We start from the raw sequence: 15909 nt of genomic DNA, 5'->3' as shown, positions 1-15909 counted from the left end.
TACAACCCTGCGGCGTTAGCCCAGTGATGCTCTGGCGCAAAGCTGAAAAACGCCAACCCACCCGAGCACAGCTTCTGTTCCACGGTTTGGTTCGCGAGTGGCTGTGGATTGGCATGGTCTTGCTGCCAGTGACCCTCTACCTTTCCCTGAGCCCAGGCCTGGCTCTCAACAACCCTCTGTATGACAGCCTTCGGCGTCTGACCCCGTTGCCGGTTGACCCACGTATCTTGTTGGTGACCATCGATGATCAGAGCCTGAAGAGGCTCGGCCCTTGGCCGTGGCCGCGTAGCCAGCATGCCGACCTGATAGATCGGCTCAGTGCCGCTAGGCCAGCGGGAATATTGTTTGATGTGGTCTTCAGTGAGCCTGGCGATGCAGAGGATGATCAGCGACTGGCTGATGCTGTGTGCAACGCTGGCAATGTCTTGTTACCGCTGGTGAATGAAGGCACTGCAGGAGCAGATTCCGCGGATAAAGCGTTATTGCCGCTGCTCAAGTGCGCCAAAGGCATAGGGCCTATCAACGTCGAAGCGGATAACGATGGTGTCGTGCGCAGCCTGTATTTGCGTGAGGGGCCGCCAGGAAACACACTCGCGCAGCTAGCGTGGCAGGCCTATACGTTGACTGGGAAAACGTCAGCCATGCCCGGGCAGCCGCAGGAGCCGAGCAACCCGCTTTGGCATCGTGAACATGCGATTCGTGTGCCCTTCACTGTGCAAAGTCATTTCCCGAGCGTGTCCTACGCCAGCGTCTTGCATGGCGAGGTACCGCCGGAAATACTACGCGATCGGCAGATACTGGTCGGTGCCACGGCCTATGGAATGGGCGATCGGTTTGTCACACCGCTCTCCTCCACCGTTGGCTCCACGGCAGGTGTGGAGCTCCAGGCCAATATCCTTAACGGCTTGCTGCAGGGACGCAGCATTGTTGATCTACCTGGTTGGCTAGCCGCCTTGATGGCGACGTCTCTGGTGGCATTATTGCTGGGGCTGCTGTTGTATCGGCCGCGTTATGCACTGTGGATGACGTTGGCTTGCATGGCTGTCGCATTGCTGGGCTCGTGGGCCTTGCTGCGCCTTGGCCACTGGTGGTCACCTGCAGCGTGCCTGATCGGCCTGCTACTCAGTTATTTGATCTGGAATTGGCGCCGTTTGAGTGTGGTCCTTGCGTATTTTGGATGGGAGCTGGCCCGGCTGGATGACGAACCCAAAGTGCTTCCCGAGCGTCGACGCGCGCCCGCTAGCCAAGGCGACGTGTTGCAAGGGCGGATCTTCGCGCTTGAGCAGGCGGTAAGCCGCACGCGCGATACACGGCGTTTTATGGCGGATGGGCTGGAATGTTTGCCTGTGGCTACCCTGATTACCGATCCGCAAGGCAGCATCCTGCTAGCCAACCGAGTTGCCCGTGATGTGTTCGGCAATGATCTGGTTACTAGGAATCTTCTGGAACAGCTCGCCGACCTGGGCTATCCGCCACTGCATAACGGTGTTCGTCCTGCCCTCTCAGCACTTGAGCTCATTGAGTTTCGTGACATTCACCAGCGCAGCCTGCGCATGGAGCTTGCGCCCCTGCTGCCGGCCGAAGGCGATGTCGCGCTCGGCTGGTTGCTGAGCCTCACGGACTTGAGCAAAGAGCGCGAAGCCCAACAGCACCGCGAGACAATGCTGCGCTTCCTGTCTCATGACCTGCGTGCGCCACATTCGGTGATCCTGGCGTTGCTGGACGTGCACAATGGCGAGTCACCGATATTTGCCCAGATCGAACAACAGGTGAAGCGTGCCTTGAGCCTGACCGAATCCTTCGTGCAATTGGCCAAGGCTGAGGCAGATGGCTACCACTTCCAGCCCACGTTGTTTGCCATGCTGGTCATGGATGCCTTTGACCAAGTCGCGGTGATCGCCCAGCTCAAGGGTATTCATTTGGTCCACGACCTGGATGAAGCGGATGAAGGCATGGTTTCAGCCGATCAATCATTGCTGACCCGAGCGCTGTTCAACGTGCTGGAAAACGCCATCAAATACTCGTCGTCAGGCACCACAGTCACGTTGGGCCATTGCGGCGCGCAAGGGTGGTTGGAATGCCGTATCAGCGATCAAGGGCCAGGCATTGCGCCTGAGGATTTGCCGGAGCTGTTCAGCCAGTACCGACGCTTCGATTCAGCCCAAGGCAGTGAGGGATTAGGGTTGGGGCTGACCATGGTCAAAGCCGTTATTGAGCGTCACGGCGGGCGCATCCAATGTGAAAGCGAGTTAGGTAAAGGCTCGACCTTCAGCTTGCAACTGCCGCTGCTCGACGACTGAAAAAACATACTGTTTGGTTGTGCATAAAAAACCGGTCACAAGGACCGGTTTTTTTATGCCGAAAAAACTTATGCACGTTTTTAGCGGTTTTATGAGTTTGAGAAATATGTAAGTAAATCAGATTGTTATGATCAATAAAGGCCAATTTTCCAACAAACCGTACACAGGTTATCCACAGCTGCTCAAGTCGCCAGCGTCTCGACAACGATGGGCTCTGGAGGCAATGAACCCATCGCCCGTTGCTGCGCTTCGTTCCACGCTGCGGCGCGGTCATTCAAGGCGGCAATGGCGCGCGGCCCTTCACCTTCTGCGTACATCGGCTCGCCAATTACGACGGTGATAGTGCCTTCGCGTTTGGCCCAGCCAGTCTTCGGCCAGAACTTGCCAGCGTTATGCGCAATCGGCAACACCGGCAGATTGGCGTTGACCGCCAAGGCGGTGCCGCCCCGCGAGAATTTACCCACGGTGCCGTAAGGCACTCGCGTGCCTTCGGGGAAGATCAGTACCCAAACGCCATCCTTGAGCAGCTCATCGCCCTTCTTGGCTACGTGCTTAAGCGCCGCCTTGGGGTTGTCACGGTCGATGGCGATCGGACGCAACATAGCCATGGCCCAACCGAAGAACGGCACGTACAGCAGTTCACGCTTGAGCACTTGGCTCAGGGGCGAGAAGTACGCCGAGAGGAAGAAGGTTTCCCAGGTGCTCTGGTGGTTCGACAGAATCACACAGGGTTGGTCCGGGACGTTTTCAGCGCCCTTAATCTCGTAGCGAATGCCCAAAAACACCTTGGACAACCACAACGCGCAGCGGCACCAATAGACGTTGATAAAACGATAGCGCGCCTTGAACGGCAGGAACGGTGCAATAAAAAAGCTCAGGGTGCACCAGAGAAGCGAACTGGTGCCCAGCAGCAGGTAAAAGAAAAAGGTTCTGATGGCCTGCAAGATCGACATGGCGGCATTTACCGTTGCGGGACACGGCCCGCCTGTTAAAAGCGCACTCCCGAACAATCCTTGGCCAGGAAGTCGAGGGCGGCTAGTTGTTGATAAGTTCTGCGGCAACCGCCGCCAGATCGTCAAAAATCAAAGTGCCTACCGGCAGGTTTTTCGCCTGGGTCTTTTCGCCTTTCCCGGTCTTAACCAAAACTGGCTGAGAGTCGACGGCCTTGGCCGCCTCCAAGTCACCGAGGCTGTCGCCGACAAACCATATCCCAGCCAAGGGCACCTTGTAATGTTCTGCAATGGTTTTCAACATGCCAGGATTAGGTTTGCGGCAATCGCAGCCTTCATCCGGCCCGTGTGGGCAATACACCACCAGCCCCACCTCACCGCCCTGCTCGGCCACCAACGTGCGCAAGCGCGCGTGCATGGCGTCCAGGGTGGCGATGTCGTAGTAACCGCGGGCGATGCCGGACTGGTTGGTGGCGATAGCCACCGTCCAGCCGGCTTTGCTCAACTGCGCGATGGCCTCGATCGAGCCGGGCAGTGGAATCCATTCCGCCACCGACTTGATGTAAGCGTCGGAGTCGTAATTGATCACCCCGTCCCGATCGAGAATCAGCAGTTTCAACATGATCAGCCCAGTACGGAAATGTCAGCGATGTTGATGAACAAGCCACGCAGACGCGCGAGCATGGCGTAGCGGTTTTTCCGCACACCAGCATCTTCGGCATTGATCATCACCGCTTCGAAGAACGCATCCACCGGCTCACGCAAGGTGGCCAGGCGCGCCAGTGCTTCGGCGTAGTTGCGTTCGGCGAGCAGCGGCTTCACCGCGTTTTCTGCCTTGGCAATTGCCGAGTTCAGCGAGAACTCCTTGGCATCGGCGAACAGGCCCGGGTCGACGTCGGCATTGCCGAGGTTGTCGGCCTTGCTCAGCAGGTTCGATACACGCTTATTCACGGCGGCCAGTGCATCGGCTTCCGGCAGCTTGCGGAAAGCTTGTACGGCTTGCACACGCTGATCGAAGTCCAGCGCCGAACCCGGTTGCAGGGCACGTACCGACAGGTACACCGAAACGTCCACACCTTCGTCTTCGTAACGCGCACGCAGGCGGTCGAATACGAACTCCAGTACTTGCTCGGCCAGGCCGGCTTGCTTGACCTTGCCACCGAACTGGCCGACCGCAAACACCACGGCCTGGGCCAGGTCGAGGTCGAGCTTCTTTTCGATCAGGATGCGCAGCACGCCCAGGGCCGCACGACGCAGGGCATACGGGTCTTTGCTGCCGGTAGGCACCATGCCGATACCAAAGATACCCACAAGGGTGTCCAGTTTGTCGGCGATGGCCACCGCCGCACCGGTCAGGGTGCTCGGCAGTTCAGCACCGGCACCGCGTGGCATGTACTGTTCGTTCAGCGCCAGGGCGACATCTTCCGGCTCGCCGTCATTGAGGGCGTAGTAGTAACCGGCAACACCTTGCATTTCCGGGAACTCGCCGACCATCTCGGTCGCCAGGTCGCACTTGGACAGCAGGCCCGCACGCGCGGCCCAGGCAGCATCACCACCAACGCGCGGCGCGATGTAGGCAGCCAGCTTGGAAACCCGCACAGCCTTGTCGTAGACGCTGCCAAGTTTCTCCTGGAACACCACGTTTTGCAGACGCAGGTTGAAGTCTTCCAGCTTCTGCTTCTTGTCTTGCTTGAAGAAAAACTCGGCATCGGTGAGGCGCGGGCGCACAACTTTTTCGTTACCGGCGATGATCTGCTGCGGGTCCTTGCTTTCGATGTTGGCCACCGTGATAAAGCGCGGCAGCAACTTTCCATCCACGTCCAGCAGGCAGAAGTACTTCTGGTTGTCCTGCATGGTGGTGATCAGCGCTTCTTGCGGAACGTCGAGGAAACGCTCTTCGAACGAGCACACCAGCGGCACTGGCCATTCAACCAGCGCGGTCACTTCGTCGAGCAGGCTTGGCGGCACGATGGCGGTGCCTTCCTGCAAGCGAGCCAACTCTTCGGTGCGCTTGCTGATCAGCTCGCGGCGCTCATTGGCATCGGCCAGCACGTAAGCAGCGCGCAGGTCGGCGGCATAGTTGGCGGGCGAGGAGATGCGCACGGCTTCTGGGTGGTGGAAGCGATGACCACGGGAGTTCCGGCCAGCCGTCTGGGCGAGGATCGTGCAGTCGATGACGTGATCACCGAGCAGCATCACCAGCCATTGGGTTGGACGTACGAATTCTTCCTTGCGCGCACCCCAGCGCATGCGCTTAGGGATCGGCAGGTCGTTCAGGGAGTCTTCAACGATGGTCGGCAACAGGCTCGCCGTCGGCTTACCGGCGATGACTTGGCTGAAACGCAGTTTTGGGCCGCTCTGGTCGATCTCGCTCAGCTCGACGCCACACTTCTTGGCAAAACCCAGAGCTGCTTGAGTCGGGTTACCTTCAGCATCAAAAGCAGCCTGACGCGGCGGGCCGTCGAGGTTGATGCTGCGGTCTGGCTGCTGGGTTTCCAGTGCGGTTAGCAACACGGCCAGGCGACGTGGCGCGGCGTAGACTTTTTTCGCAGCGAATTTCAGGCCGGCTGTGTGCAGGCCTTTTTCGATACCGGCCAGGAACGCATCGGCCAGGGTGTTGAGTGCCTTGGGTGGCAGCTCTTCGGTGCCCAGTTCAACCAGGAAATCTTGAGCACTCATTGTGCAGCCTCCAGCTTAGCCAACACTTCATCACGCAAATCCGGGGTTGCCATCGGGAAGCCCAGCTTGGCGCGTGCCAGCAGGTAGGCTTGGGCGACGGAACGCGCCAGGGTGCGTACACGCAGGATGTATTGCTGGCGCGCGGTGACCGAGATGGCACGGCGGGCATCCAGCAGGTTGAAGGTATGGGAGGCCTTCAACACCATTTCATAGCTTGGCAACGGCAGCGGCTGGTCGAGCTCGATCAGACGCTTGGCTTCGCTTTCGTAGAAATCGAATAGCTCGAACAGTTTCTCAACGTTGGCGTGTTCGAAGTTGTAAGTGGACTGCTCCACTTCGTTCTGGTGGAACACGTCGCCGTAGGTCACTTTGCCGAATGGGCCGTCAGCCCATACCAGGTCGTAGACCGAGTCCACGCCTTGCAGGTACATGGCCAGGCGCTCAAGACCATAAGTAATCTCGCCGGTCACCGGGTAGCACTCGATGCCGCCCGCTTGCTGGAAGTAAGTGAACTGCGTCACTTCCATGCCGTTGAGCCAGACTTCCCAGCCCAGGCCCCAGGCGCCCAGCGTTGGCGACTCCCAGTTGTCTTCGACGAAACGGATGTCGTGCACCAGTGGGTCCAGGCCGACATGTTTGAGCGAGCCCAGGTACAGCTCCTGGAAGTTGTCCGGGTTCGGCTTCAGTACCACCTGGAACTGGTAGTAGTGCTGCAGACGGTTCGGGTTTTCGCCGTAGCGGCCGTCAGTCGGGCGACGACTGGGCTGCACATAAGCGGCGTTCCAGGTTTCCGGGCCGATGGCCCGCAGGAATGTTGCGGTGTGGAAAGTGCCGGCGCCTACTTCCATATCGTAGGGCTGAAGTACCACACAACCTTGCTCTGCCCAGTATTGCTGGAGGGCGAGGATCAAGTCTTGGAAGGTACGCACGGCTGGCGTAGGCTGGCTCACGAAATTCACCTGTTACTTGGGCTGCGATTTAAAGAGCGGGAGTATACCCGATTCGGCCCCGCCACCACTCCCTGGAGCCTTATGCCACGCTGCTTTTGGTGTTCTGAAGATCCGCTGTACATGGCTTATCACGATCAGGAGTGGGGAACGCCGCTGCGCGATGCGCAGGGTCTGTTCGAGTTGCTTTTGCTCGAAGGGTTCCAGGCGGGCCTGTCCTGGATCACCGTTTTACGCAAACGCGAGCATTATCGAAAGGTCTTGTTCGGCTTTGATGCACAGCGTTTGGCCAAGCTGACCGATGCTGAAATTGAAGCACTGATGCTCGACCCGGGTATCGTGCGCAATCGCCTGAAGCTCAATGCCACCCGCCGCAATGCCGCGGCCTGGCTGGCGCTGGAAGACCCGGTGGACTTGCTCTGGTCGTTTGTCGGCGGCGTGCCCAAGGTCAATCACTTTACGGATCGCAGCCAGGTCCCGGCTATCACGCCAGAGGCCGAAGCCATGAGCCGGGCCTTGAAAAAAGCCGGTTTCACGTTCGTCGGGCCGACCATTTGCTACGCGTTCATGCAGGCCTCGGGGATGGTCATGGATCACACTCAGGACTGCGACCGTTACGCGGACTTGGCCAACGCCGGTTAGAATGGCGGCTTTGCGCACCACACACGATCAGGAGTGACCTGTGGAAAAGTTTAAAGGCGCCTTGCTGGTAGGCGCTCTTCGGTTGTTTGCCCTGTTGCCTTGGCGCGCTGTTCAAGCCGTCGGCACGGCGATTGGCTGGATCATGTGGAAAACCCCCAACCGCTCCCGCGAGACGGTGCGGATCAACCTCTCCAAGTGCTTCCCGGACATGGACCCCGCCGCGCGTGAGCGCCTGGTTGGCCAGAGCCTGATGGACATCGGCAAGTCCCTGACCGAAAGCGCCTGCGCCTGGATCTGGCCGGCCCAGCGCTCCATCGACCTGGTGCGTGAAGTCGAAGGCCTGGAAGTGCTGCATGAGGCCCTGGCCTCGGGCAAAGGCGTGGTCGGCATCACCAGCCACCTGGGCAACTGGGAAGTGTTGAACCACTTCTATTGCAACCAGTGCAAACCGATTATTTTCTACCGCCCGCCCAAGCTCAAGGCGGTGGATGAGTTGCTGCGCAAACAGCGCGTGCAACTGGGCAACCGCGTGGCCGCGTCGACCAAGGAAGGCATCCTTAGCGTGATCAAAGAAGTGCGCAAGGGTGGCCAGGTGGGTATTCCCGCCGACCCGGAGCCGGCGGAATCGGCCGGTATCTTCGTGCCGTTCTTCGCCACCCAGGCGCTGACCAGTAAGTTCGTGCCGAACATGCTCGCCGGTGGCAAAGCGGTGGGCGTGTTCCTGCATGCGCTGCGGCTGCCGGACGGCTCGGGTTACAAAGTGATTTTGGAAGCGGCGCCGGACGATATGTACAGTACCGACACGGCCACGTCCTGCGCGGCGATGAGCAAGGTGGTGGAGCGGTATGTCGGGGCTTACCCGAGCCAGTACATGTGGAGCATGAAGCGCTTCAAGAAACGCCCACCGGGTGAGGCGCGGTGGTATTGATATACGACTGACTTACGGTCGATGCAAAACCAATGTGGGAGCGGGCTTGCTCGCGAAGGCGGTGTATCAGACACACATTAGGTGACTGACACTATGCCTTCGCGAGCTAGCCCGCTCCCACATTTGGTTCCGATTAAGCCTGGCGGTCGAGTTTCTTCAGGAACACCGTCATCTCTTTTTCGGCCTGCTTGTCGCCATGGGCCTGGGCCGCTTCAATGCCCTTCTCCCACGCCAGCCGCGCCGCAGCACTATCACCCAACCCCGCCTGCGCCTTGCCCAACAACTTCCACGCCGCTGAATACTTCGGGTCAAACTCGACACACTTTTGCAAATGCTCCGCCGCCTTGGCGTTGTCCTGCACGTCCAGATAACCCTTGCCCAAGCCAAAGCGCAGCAACGAATTATCCACACCCTTGGCGAGCATTTTTTCCAGGGATTCGAGCATTTATTGTCACCTTGAGCGAAAGAAGGCTGTTGTGGCGAGGGAGCAAGCACCCTCGCCACAATGGAAATTCTCGACTTAGAAGAAGCTCAACCCCACGTGGAACAGCTTCTCCACATCGCGGATATGTTTCTTATCCACCAGAAACAGGATCACATGGTCACCCGTGGCGATCACGGTGTCGTCATGGGCGATGATCACCTCTTCGTCACGAATAATCGCACCAATGGTGGTGCCCGGCGGCAGGCCGATATCGCGGATGGCCTTGCCAATGACCTTGCTCGACTTCGAATCGCCATGGGCAATCGCCTCGATGGCCTCCGCCGCGCCCCGGCGCAGGGAGTGCACGCTGACGATATCGCCTCGGCGCACGTGGGCGAGCAAGGTGCCGATGGTGGCCAACTGCGGGCTTATAGCGATGTCGATATCGCCGCCCTGGATCAGGTCGACATAGGCCGGGTTGTTGATGATGGTCATCACCTTCTTCGCCCCCAGCCGCTTGGCTAACAGCGAGGACATGATGTTGGCCTCGTCATCGTTGGTCAGGGCCAGGAAGATATCGGCGTCGGCGATGTTCTCTTCCATCAACAGGTCGCGGTCCGAGGCGCTGCCTTGCAGTACGACGGTGCTGTCCAGGGTGTCGGACAAATGCCGGCAACGTGCCGGGCTCATCTCGATGATCTTCACTTGGTAGCGGCTTTCGATGGCCTCGGCCAAACGCTCGCCGATTTGCCCACCGCCGGCGATGACGATGCGTTTGTAAGTCTCATCCAACCGGCGCATTTCGCTCATCACCGCGCGAATATTCGCTTTGGCGGCGATGAAAAACACTTCGTCGTCTGCTTCGATCACCGTATCGCCCTGAGGCAGGATCGGCCGGTCGCGACGGAAAATCGCCGCTACGCGGGTTTCCACATTCGGCATGTGTTCACGCAGCTGGCGCAATTGCTGGCCCACCAGCGGGCCGCCGTAATAGGCTTTTACAGCGACCAATTGCGCCTTGCCTTCGGCGAAGTCGATCACCTGCAAGGCCCCCGGAATTTCGATCAGGCGCTTGATGTAGTGGGTCACTACTTGCTCAGGGCTGATCAGCACGTCCACGGGAATCGCGTCGTTGTCGAAAAGCCCTGCACGGGTCAGGTAGGCCGCCTCACGTACGCGGGCAATTTTGGTCGGGGTGTGGAACAGCGTGTGAGCGACCTGGCAGGCGACCATGTTGGTCTCGTCACTGTTGGTCACCGCCACCAGCATGTCGGCATCGTCGGCACCGGCTTGGCGCAACACCGTCGGGAATGACGCGCGGCCTTGTACGGTGCGGATGTCCAGGCGGTCACCGAGGTTGCGCAGGCGTTCGGCATCGGTATCGACCACGGTGATGTCGTTGGCCTCACTGGCCAAATGTTCGGCCAGCGTGCCGCCAACCTGCCCTGCTCCAAGGATGATGATTTTCATCCGGTCACTCCCTTAAACGCATTCAGCCGCGCGCGGCGGCAATCTTGATCAGTTTGGCGTAGTAGAAGCCATCGTGCCCGCCTTCCTGTGCGAGCAACTGGCGGCCATGGGGCTGTTTGATGCCGGCCGCCGTGGCGAGGTCCAGTTCGCGTGCGCCGCTGGTGCGGGCAAGGAATGCTTCGATTACTTCGGTATTCTCGGTGGGCAAGGTGGAGCAGGTGGCGTAGAGCAAGATGCCGCCGACGTCCAGGGTTGGCCACAGGGCGTCGAGCAGTTCGCCTTGCAGCACGGCCAGGGCGGCGATGTCGTCGGGCTGGCGAGTGAGCTTGATGTCCGGGTGGCGGCGGATCACACCGGTGGCGGAACACGGCGCATCGAGCAGGATGCGCTGGAAGGGTTTGCCATCCCACCAAGTGGCGGTGTCGCGGCCGTCGGCGGCGATCAGTTCGGCGCTCAGGCCCAGGCGAGCAAGGTTTTCACGCACGCGCACCAGGCGTTTGGCTTCCAGGTCGACAGCCACCACACCGGCGAGGTCTTTTTCGACTTCCAGAATGTGACAAGTCTTACCGCCCGGTGCGCAACAGGCGTCGAGCACGCGCTGGCCGGGCGCCAGGTCGAGCAGGTCGGCGGCCAGCTGCGCGGCTTCGTCCTGCACGCTGATCCAGCCTTCGTCAAAGCCCGGCAAGGCGCGTACGTCGGTGGCCGCCTCCAGCACGATGCCGTCGGGGCTGTATACGCACGGTGTGGCGTTGATACCGGCGTCGATGAGCAATTGCAGGTAGGCGTCGCGGCTGTGATGGCGACGGTTAACCCGCAGAATCATCGGTGGGTGCGCATTGTTCGCCGCGCAAATGGCTTCCCATTGCTCAGGCCAGAAGGCTTTCAGGGATTTTTGCAGCCAGCGCGGGTGAGCGGTGCGTACCACCGGGTCATGTTCCAGCTCGGCCAGCAGCGCTTCGCTCTCGCGCTGGGCGCGGCGCAGCACGGCGTTGAGCAGGGCCTTGGCCCATGGCTTTTTCAGTTTGTCGGCACAACCGACGGTTTCACCGATGGCGGCGTGGGCCGGCACGCGGGTGTAGAGCAACTGATAAAGACCGACCAGCAGCAGGGCTTCCACATCGGCATCCGCCGCTTTGAAAGGCTTTTGCAGCAACTTGGCCGCCAACGCCGACAAACGTGGCTGCCAGCGGGCGGTGCCAAAGGCCAGGTCTTGGGTGAAGCCGCGATCACGGTCCTCAACTTTATCCAACTGGGTAGGTAGCGAACTGTTCAGCGAAGCCTTGCCGTTGAGGACGGCGGCGAGGGCCTTTGCGGCGGCCAGACGCGGGTTCATTGAGCGACCGCCCCGAGAACCATGCCCAGCGCAAATTTCTCACGGCGGCTGTTGAACAAATCGCTGAAGTTTAGCGCTTTGCCTCCGGGCAATTGCAGACGAGTCAGGCGCAGCGCCTGTTCACCACAGGCGACCAGCAGGCCGTCTTTGCTGGCGCCGATGATCTCGCCAGGAGCGCCTCTGCCGTCAGCCAAGGTGGCGGACAACACTTTCAAGGCTTCGCCACTGAGGGTGCTGTGGCCGATCGGCCACGGGTTGAAGGCGCGCACCAGGCGCTCCAGCTCTACGGCCGGGCGGCTCCAGTCGATGCGCGCTTCGTCTTTGTTGAGTTTGTGGGCGTAGGTGGCGAGGCTGTCGTCCTGCTCTTCGCCTTCCAGGGTTCCGGCAGCCAGGCCAGCGATGGCTTGGATTACAGCAGGCGGGCCCAGCTCTGCGAGACGGTCGTGCAGGCTGCCGCCGGTATCTTCGCCCGTGATCGGCGTAGTGACTTTGAGCAGCATCGGGCCGGTGTCCAGACCCGCCTCCATGCGCATCACGGTCACACCGCTTTCGCTGTCACCGGCTTCCACGGCGCGCTGGATCGGCGCCGCACCGCGCCAGCGCGGCAACAGCGAAGCGTGGCTGTTGATGCAGCCCAGGCGTGGGATATCCAACACGGTCTGAGGCAGGATCAAGCCATAGGCCACCACCACCAGCAGGTCCGGCTTCAGTGCAGCCATTTCTGCCTGAGCCTCGACGTTACGCAGGGTCGGCGGTTGCAGCACGGGAATGTTGTGCTCCAGCGCCAACTGCTTGACCGGGCTCGGCATCAGTTTTTGCCCGCGACCGGCCGGGCGATCCGGCTGGGTGTACACCGCGACGATGTCATAAGGGCTGGCAAGCAGCGCCTTGAGGTGTTCGGCAGCGAATTCGGGAGTGCCGGCAAAAACAATGCGCAGTGGCTCGGTCATGGGAGGTCTCGGTTAAAAACAGTCACAAAAGAAAAAGGCTTGCCGCAGCAAGCCTTTGGAAGAAGGGCATCAAGCTTGCTGGCGATGCTTTTTTTCCAGCTTCTTCTTGATCCGGTCGCGTTTAAGCGTGGACAGGTAATCAACAAACAGCTTGCCGTTGAGGTGGTCGCATTCGTGCTGGATGCAAACCGCCAGCAGGCCATCGGCGATCAGCTCGTAGGGCTGGCCATCACGGTCCAGCGCCTTGATCTTCACGCGCACCGGGCGTTCGACGTTCTCGTAGAACTCCGGCACCGACAGGCAGCCTTCCTGATATTCGCCCATCTCATCGGTCAGCGGTTCGAACTCGGGGTTGATAAACACCCGCGGTTCGCTGCGATCTTCCGACAGGTCCATGACCACGACGCGCTGATGCACGTTGACCTGGGTCGCAGCGAGGCCGATACCCGGAGCTTCATACATTGTTTCAAACATGTCATCGACCAACTGACGAACCTTGTCGTCCACTACGGCCACCGGTTTGGCGATCGTGCGCAGGCGCGAGTCGGGAAATTCGAGGATGTTCAAAATAGCCATAAGCGTAATTGCTGCACATGTGAGGTAGAGGCAAATCGGCGGTGGGATGGACCCAGGCAGCCGGTGTGAAAGGTTCGAAAGCCGCGAAGGCTATGGCATTTCACGCGAACGCACATAATAAAGGAGATTCACCCCATGAGGAAATCGCTACTCGTCTTGCTGTTTTGGGCGCCGCTCGCCACGGCCCTGCTTCCCCAGCCCGGCCAGCGGCAGGAACACGCGACGCAACAGGCTATCCAGCACTTTTTACTGCACAACCGCATTCTCGATACCGCCCGGGATTTGGACAACGCGCCTTACATTGTCGCGGCCGACGGGGGGCGAGTGCTGGGCGCCAACGGCGAGCGTGTGTATGCACGGGGCGTCCTGGACCCAGCCCAGCCACAGTATGGGATCTTTCGCCGCGGCAGGGCCTACACCGACCCAGACACCCAGGAACTACTGGGCATCAACGCCGACGACATTGGCACCGCACGCTTTGTGACGGCGGGCGACCTCACCACCCTGGCGGTGCAGCGGGCCACCCAGGAAGTACGTCCTGGTGATCGACTGTTGCGCGCCGAGCCTCCTATCGAGCTGACCACCCTGAAACCTGCACCCTTTATTCAAGGGCACATCATCGACGTTCCCAGAGGAGTCACCCAGATCGGCGCACTGGACGCCGTGACCTTGAATAAGGGCCGCCGCGACGGGTTGGTTGAAGGCCAATTGTTGTCCGTGATCAAAGCGGGCGCCAGCGTACGCGACACCCTCACTGGCGCCCCAACCCAACTCCCCGACGAACGCGCCGGCACTCTGCTGGTGTTTCGTACCTATGAAAAGCTCAGTTACGGCCTGGTGCTCAGCGCCTCACGTGCTTTGGCCGTAATGGACCGATTCGAGACTGCCCAACAAACACAATAAATAGCCTGCTAAATAAGTTACCAACAGAGTTATCCACAGCTTATTCCGGTCAAGGATGATCAAATGTATCCGATAAACAGCAGCGAAATTTCCCCGTCAGAACTGGAAGCTCGACTACGGTTGCACAGGCTGCCGGAACTAGGCCCCAAGCGTTTTGGTGTGTTGATCGAGGCGTTTGGGTCTGCTTCAAAGGCCATCAGCGCCCCTGCGAGTGCTTGGCGTTCCCTCGGGTTGCCGGCCAGTAGCGCCGATGCTCGGCGTAGCCCTGAAATACGTGATGGTGCCGCTCAAGCTTTGGCGTGGTTGGAGCATCCGGCTCAGCATTTGCTGATGTGGGACCAGCCTGAGTACCCTGCCTTGCTCGCCCAGATCGACGACGCGCCGCCGTTGTTATTCGTCGCCGGCGACCCGAAAATCCTGGAAAAACCGCAGTTGGCCATGGTTGGCAGCCGCCGTGCTTCGCGCCCCGGCATGGACACTGCAGCCGCTTTTTCCCGCAGCCTGGCGAGTGCCGGTTTTGTCATCACCAGTGGCCTCGCGTTGGGCATAGATGGCGCGGCGCATCAGGCAGCCCTGGACGTCGGTGGTCAAACAATCGGCGTGCTCGGCACCGGACTTGAAAACTGTTATCCACAGCGCCACCGAACGCTCGCCGCCGCGATGATTGCCCAAGGCAGTGCGGTGGTTTCCGAGTTTGCGCTAGACGCTGCGCCCCAGGCTGCGAACTTCCCCCGGCGCAACCGGATCATCAGTGGCCTGTCATTGGGCGTGCTGGTGGTGGAAGCCAGCATGGCCAGCGGTTCGCTGATCACCGCGCGATTGGCGGCTGAGCAAGGGCGAGAGGTGTATGCGATCCCGGGCTCCATCCATCATCCAGGCGCCAAGGGCTGTCACCAGTTGATCCGTGATGGCGCAACACTGGTGGAGTCCATTGAGCATATTCTGGAAGGGTTACGCGGCTGGCAGGCGCTGTCCCACTCGACGCCCATGCCGGTCACTCACCCGTTGGTGGCGCTGCTGCACGCGGCGCCGCACACCAGTGAAGCCTTGGCCATTGCCAGTGGGCGACCTTTGTCCCAAGTGCTGGCGACCCTTACCGAGCTTGAACTTGAAGGCCAGGTGATTTGCGAAAGCGGGCGCTGGCTTGCGCGCTGCTAGGTTTTGTAAAGAAGATCGGTAAACTGCGCAGAGCTTTAGTCCGGAGAGTGAGCAATGGTCAACAGGTGGCGTGTGCTGGAAACCGCACGAGAAATTCGCGCAGGCGCGGTGATCGCCTATCCGACCGAAGCGGTCTGGGGCCTTGGCTGTGACCCGTGGAACGAAGAAGCGGTGGACCGGCTGTTGGCGATCAAGAATCGGTCGGTGGACAAGGGCCTGATCCTGGTGGCGGACAATATTCGCCAGTTCGATTTTCTCTTTGAAGACTTCCCGGACACCTGGATCGAACGCATGGCCAGCACCTGGCCCGGGCCGAATACCTGGCTGGTGCCTCATCAGGACTTGCTGCCTGAGTGGGTAACCGGTGTGCACGATACGGTGGCATTACGGGTGAGCGATCATCCGCTGGTGCGGGATCTGTGCTCGCTGGTCGGGCCGCTGATTTCCACCTCGGCCAACCCACAAGGGCGCCCGGCTGCGCGCACGCGGATTCGCGTTGAGCAGTATTTCCGTGGTCAGGTTGATCGGGTGTTGGGCGGTGCCCTGGGTGGGCGCAAGAACCCGAGCCTGATTCGCGATTTGGCGACGGGTGAGGTGGTGCGGCCTTCTTGAGACCGAGGCGCGGCCATCGCGGGCAAGCCCGGCTCCC

15 protein-coding genes are annotated in these 15909 nt (G+C 60.2%); 6 read left to right on the top strand and 9 right to left on the bottom strand.

Annotated features, from left to right (window positions below):
* The first annotated feature begins 23 nt into the window (after nucleotides 1-23).
* Nucleotides 24-2300, top strand: a complete 2277-nt coding sequence (locus FW764_RS05940) for a CHASE2 domain-containing protein (RefSeq protein WP_446433170.1) — start codon at nucleotides 24-26, stop codon at nucleotides 2298-2300.
* A gap of 182 nt (nucleotides 2301-2482) precedes the next feature.
* Here the strand turns inward: FW764_RS05940 and FW764_RS05935 are convergent, their stop codons facing one another.
* The 4 genes from FW764_RS05935 to glyQ all read right to left on the bottom strand — a co-directional run bounded on the left by FW764_RS05935 (nucleotide 2483) and on the right by glyQ (nucleotide 6879).
* Nucleotides 2483-3253: a lysophospholipid acyltransferase family protein gene (locus FW764_RS05935; RefSeq protein WP_446433169.1), complete on the bottom strand. Its 771-nt coding sequence runs from the start codon at nucleotides 3251-3253 to the stop codon at nucleotides 2483-2485.
* 82 nt (nucleotides 3254-3335) lie between these two features.
* The gene (gene gmhB, locus FW764_RS05930) at nucleotides 3336-3875 is read right to left on the bottom strand and encodes a D-glycero-beta-D-manno-heptose 1,7-bisphosphate 7-phosphatase (protein WP_446433455.1); all 540 of its coding nucleotides are present in this window, start codon (nucleotides 3873-3875) and stop codon (nucleotides 3336-3338) included.
* Nucleotides 3875-5929 carry a glycine--tRNA ligase subunit beta gene (glyS, locus tag FW764_RS05925; protein ID WP_446433168.1) on the bottom strand — a complete coding sequence of 685 codons (2055 nt, stop codon included), beginning with the start codon at nucleotides 5927-5929 and terminating at the stop codon, nucleotides 3875-3877. Before glyS ends, gmhB begins: the two co-directional genes overlap by 1 nt.
* Nucleotides 5926-6879, bottom strand: coding sequence for a glycine--tRNA ligase subunit alpha (gene glyQ, locus FW764_RS05920; protein WP_003213601.1), 954 nt, complete (start codon nucleotides 6877-6879; stop codon nucleotides 5926-5928). Before glyQ ends, glyS begins: the two co-directional genes overlap by 4 nt.
* A gap of 81 nt (nucleotides 6880-6960) precedes the next feature.
* Here glyQ and FW764_RS05915 point away from each other — a divergent pair, with 81 nt between their 5' ends.
* A complete protein-coding gene (locus FW764_RS05915; RefSeq protein WP_446433167.1) occupies nucleotides 6961-7518 on the top strand; it encodes a DNA-3-methyladenine glycosylase I in 558 nt (185 codons plus the stop codon).
* A gap of 40 nt (nucleotides 7519-7558) precedes the next feature.
* Nucleotides 7559-8446 carry a lysophospholipid acyltransferase gene (locus FW764_RS05910; protein WP_446433166.1) on the top strand — a complete coding sequence of 296 codons (888 nt, stop codon included), beginning with the start codon at nucleotides 7559-7561 and terminating at the stop codon, nucleotides 8444-8446.
* A 133-nt stretch (nucleotides 8447-8579) separates the two neighbouring features.
* Here the strand turns inward: FW764_RS05910 and FW764_RS05905 are convergent, their stop codons facing one another.
* The 5 genes from FW764_RS05905 to def form a co-directional block, all read right to left on the bottom strand.
* The gene (locus tag FW764_RS05905) at nucleotides 8580-8891 is read right to left on the bottom strand and encodes a hypothetical protein (RefSeq protein WP_446433165.1); all 312 of its coding nucleotides are present in this window, start codon (nucleotides 8889-8891) and stop codon (nucleotides 8580-8582) included.
* Nucleotides 8892-8966: 75 nt separating this feature from the next.
* Complete coding sequence (gene trkA / locus FW764_RS05900) at nucleotides 8967-10340, bottom strand: Trk system potassium transporter TrkA (protein WP_083355979.1); 1374 nt, start codon at nucleotides 10338-10340, stop codon at nucleotides 8967-8969.
* Nucleotides 10341-10362: 22 nt separating this feature from the next.
* Nucleotides 10363-11673: a 16S rRNA (cytosine(967)-C(5))-methyltransferase RsmB gene (gene rsmB / locus FW764_RS05895; RefSeq protein ID WP_446433164.1), complete on the bottom strand. Its 1311-nt coding sequence runs from the start codon at nucleotides 11671-11673 to the stop codon at nucleotides 10363-10365.
* Nucleotides 11670-12623 carry a methionyl-tRNA formyltransferase gene (gene fmt, locus FW764_RS05890; protein ID WP_446433163.1) on the bottom strand — a complete coding sequence of 318 codons (954 nt, stop codon included), beginning with the start codon at nucleotides 12621-12623 and terminating at the stop codon, nucleotides 11670-11672. The genes rsmB and fmt overlap by 4 nt, the downstream gene beginning before the upstream one ends.
* A gap of 69 nt (nucleotides 12624-12692) precedes the next feature.
* Complete coding sequence (gene def, locus FW764_RS05885) at nucleotides 12693-13199, bottom strand: peptide deformylase (RefSeq protein WP_446433162.1); 507 nt, start codon at nucleotides 13197-13199, stop codon at nucleotides 12693-12695.
* Between the two features lie 135 nt (nucleotides 13200-13334).
* Between def and FW764_RS05880 the strand changes: the two genes are divergently transcribed.
* The 3 genes from FW764_RS05880 (at nucleotide 13335) to FW764_RS05870 (ending at nucleotide 15872) form a co-directional block, all read left to right on the top strand.
* Nucleotides 13335-14102, top strand: a complete 768-nt coding sequence (locus tag FW764_RS05880) for a peptidoglycan-binding protein (protein ID WP_446433161.1) — start codon at nucleotides 13335-13337, stop codon at nucleotides 14100-14102.
* Nucleotides 14103-14165: 63 nt separating this feature from the next.
* A complete protein-coding gene (dprA, locus tag FW764_RS05875) occupies nucleotides 14166-15260 on the top strand; it encodes a DNA-processing protein DprA (RefSeq protein ID WP_446433160.1) in 1095 nt (364 codons plus the stop codon).
* A gap of 54 nt (nucleotides 15261-15314) precedes the next feature.
* Nucleotides 15315-15872: an L-threonylcarbamoyladenylate synthase gene (locus FW764_RS05870; RefSeq protein WP_083355973.1), complete on the top strand. Its 558-nt coding sequence runs from the start codon at nucleotides 15315-15317 to the stop codon at nucleotides 15870-15872.
* Nucleotides 15873-15909: the final 37 nt, after the last annotated feature.

Source organism: Pseudomonas sp. 1152_12 (genome assembly GCF_052850675.1).
This window is presented reverse-complemented; position numbering and strand designations above follow the sequence as displayed.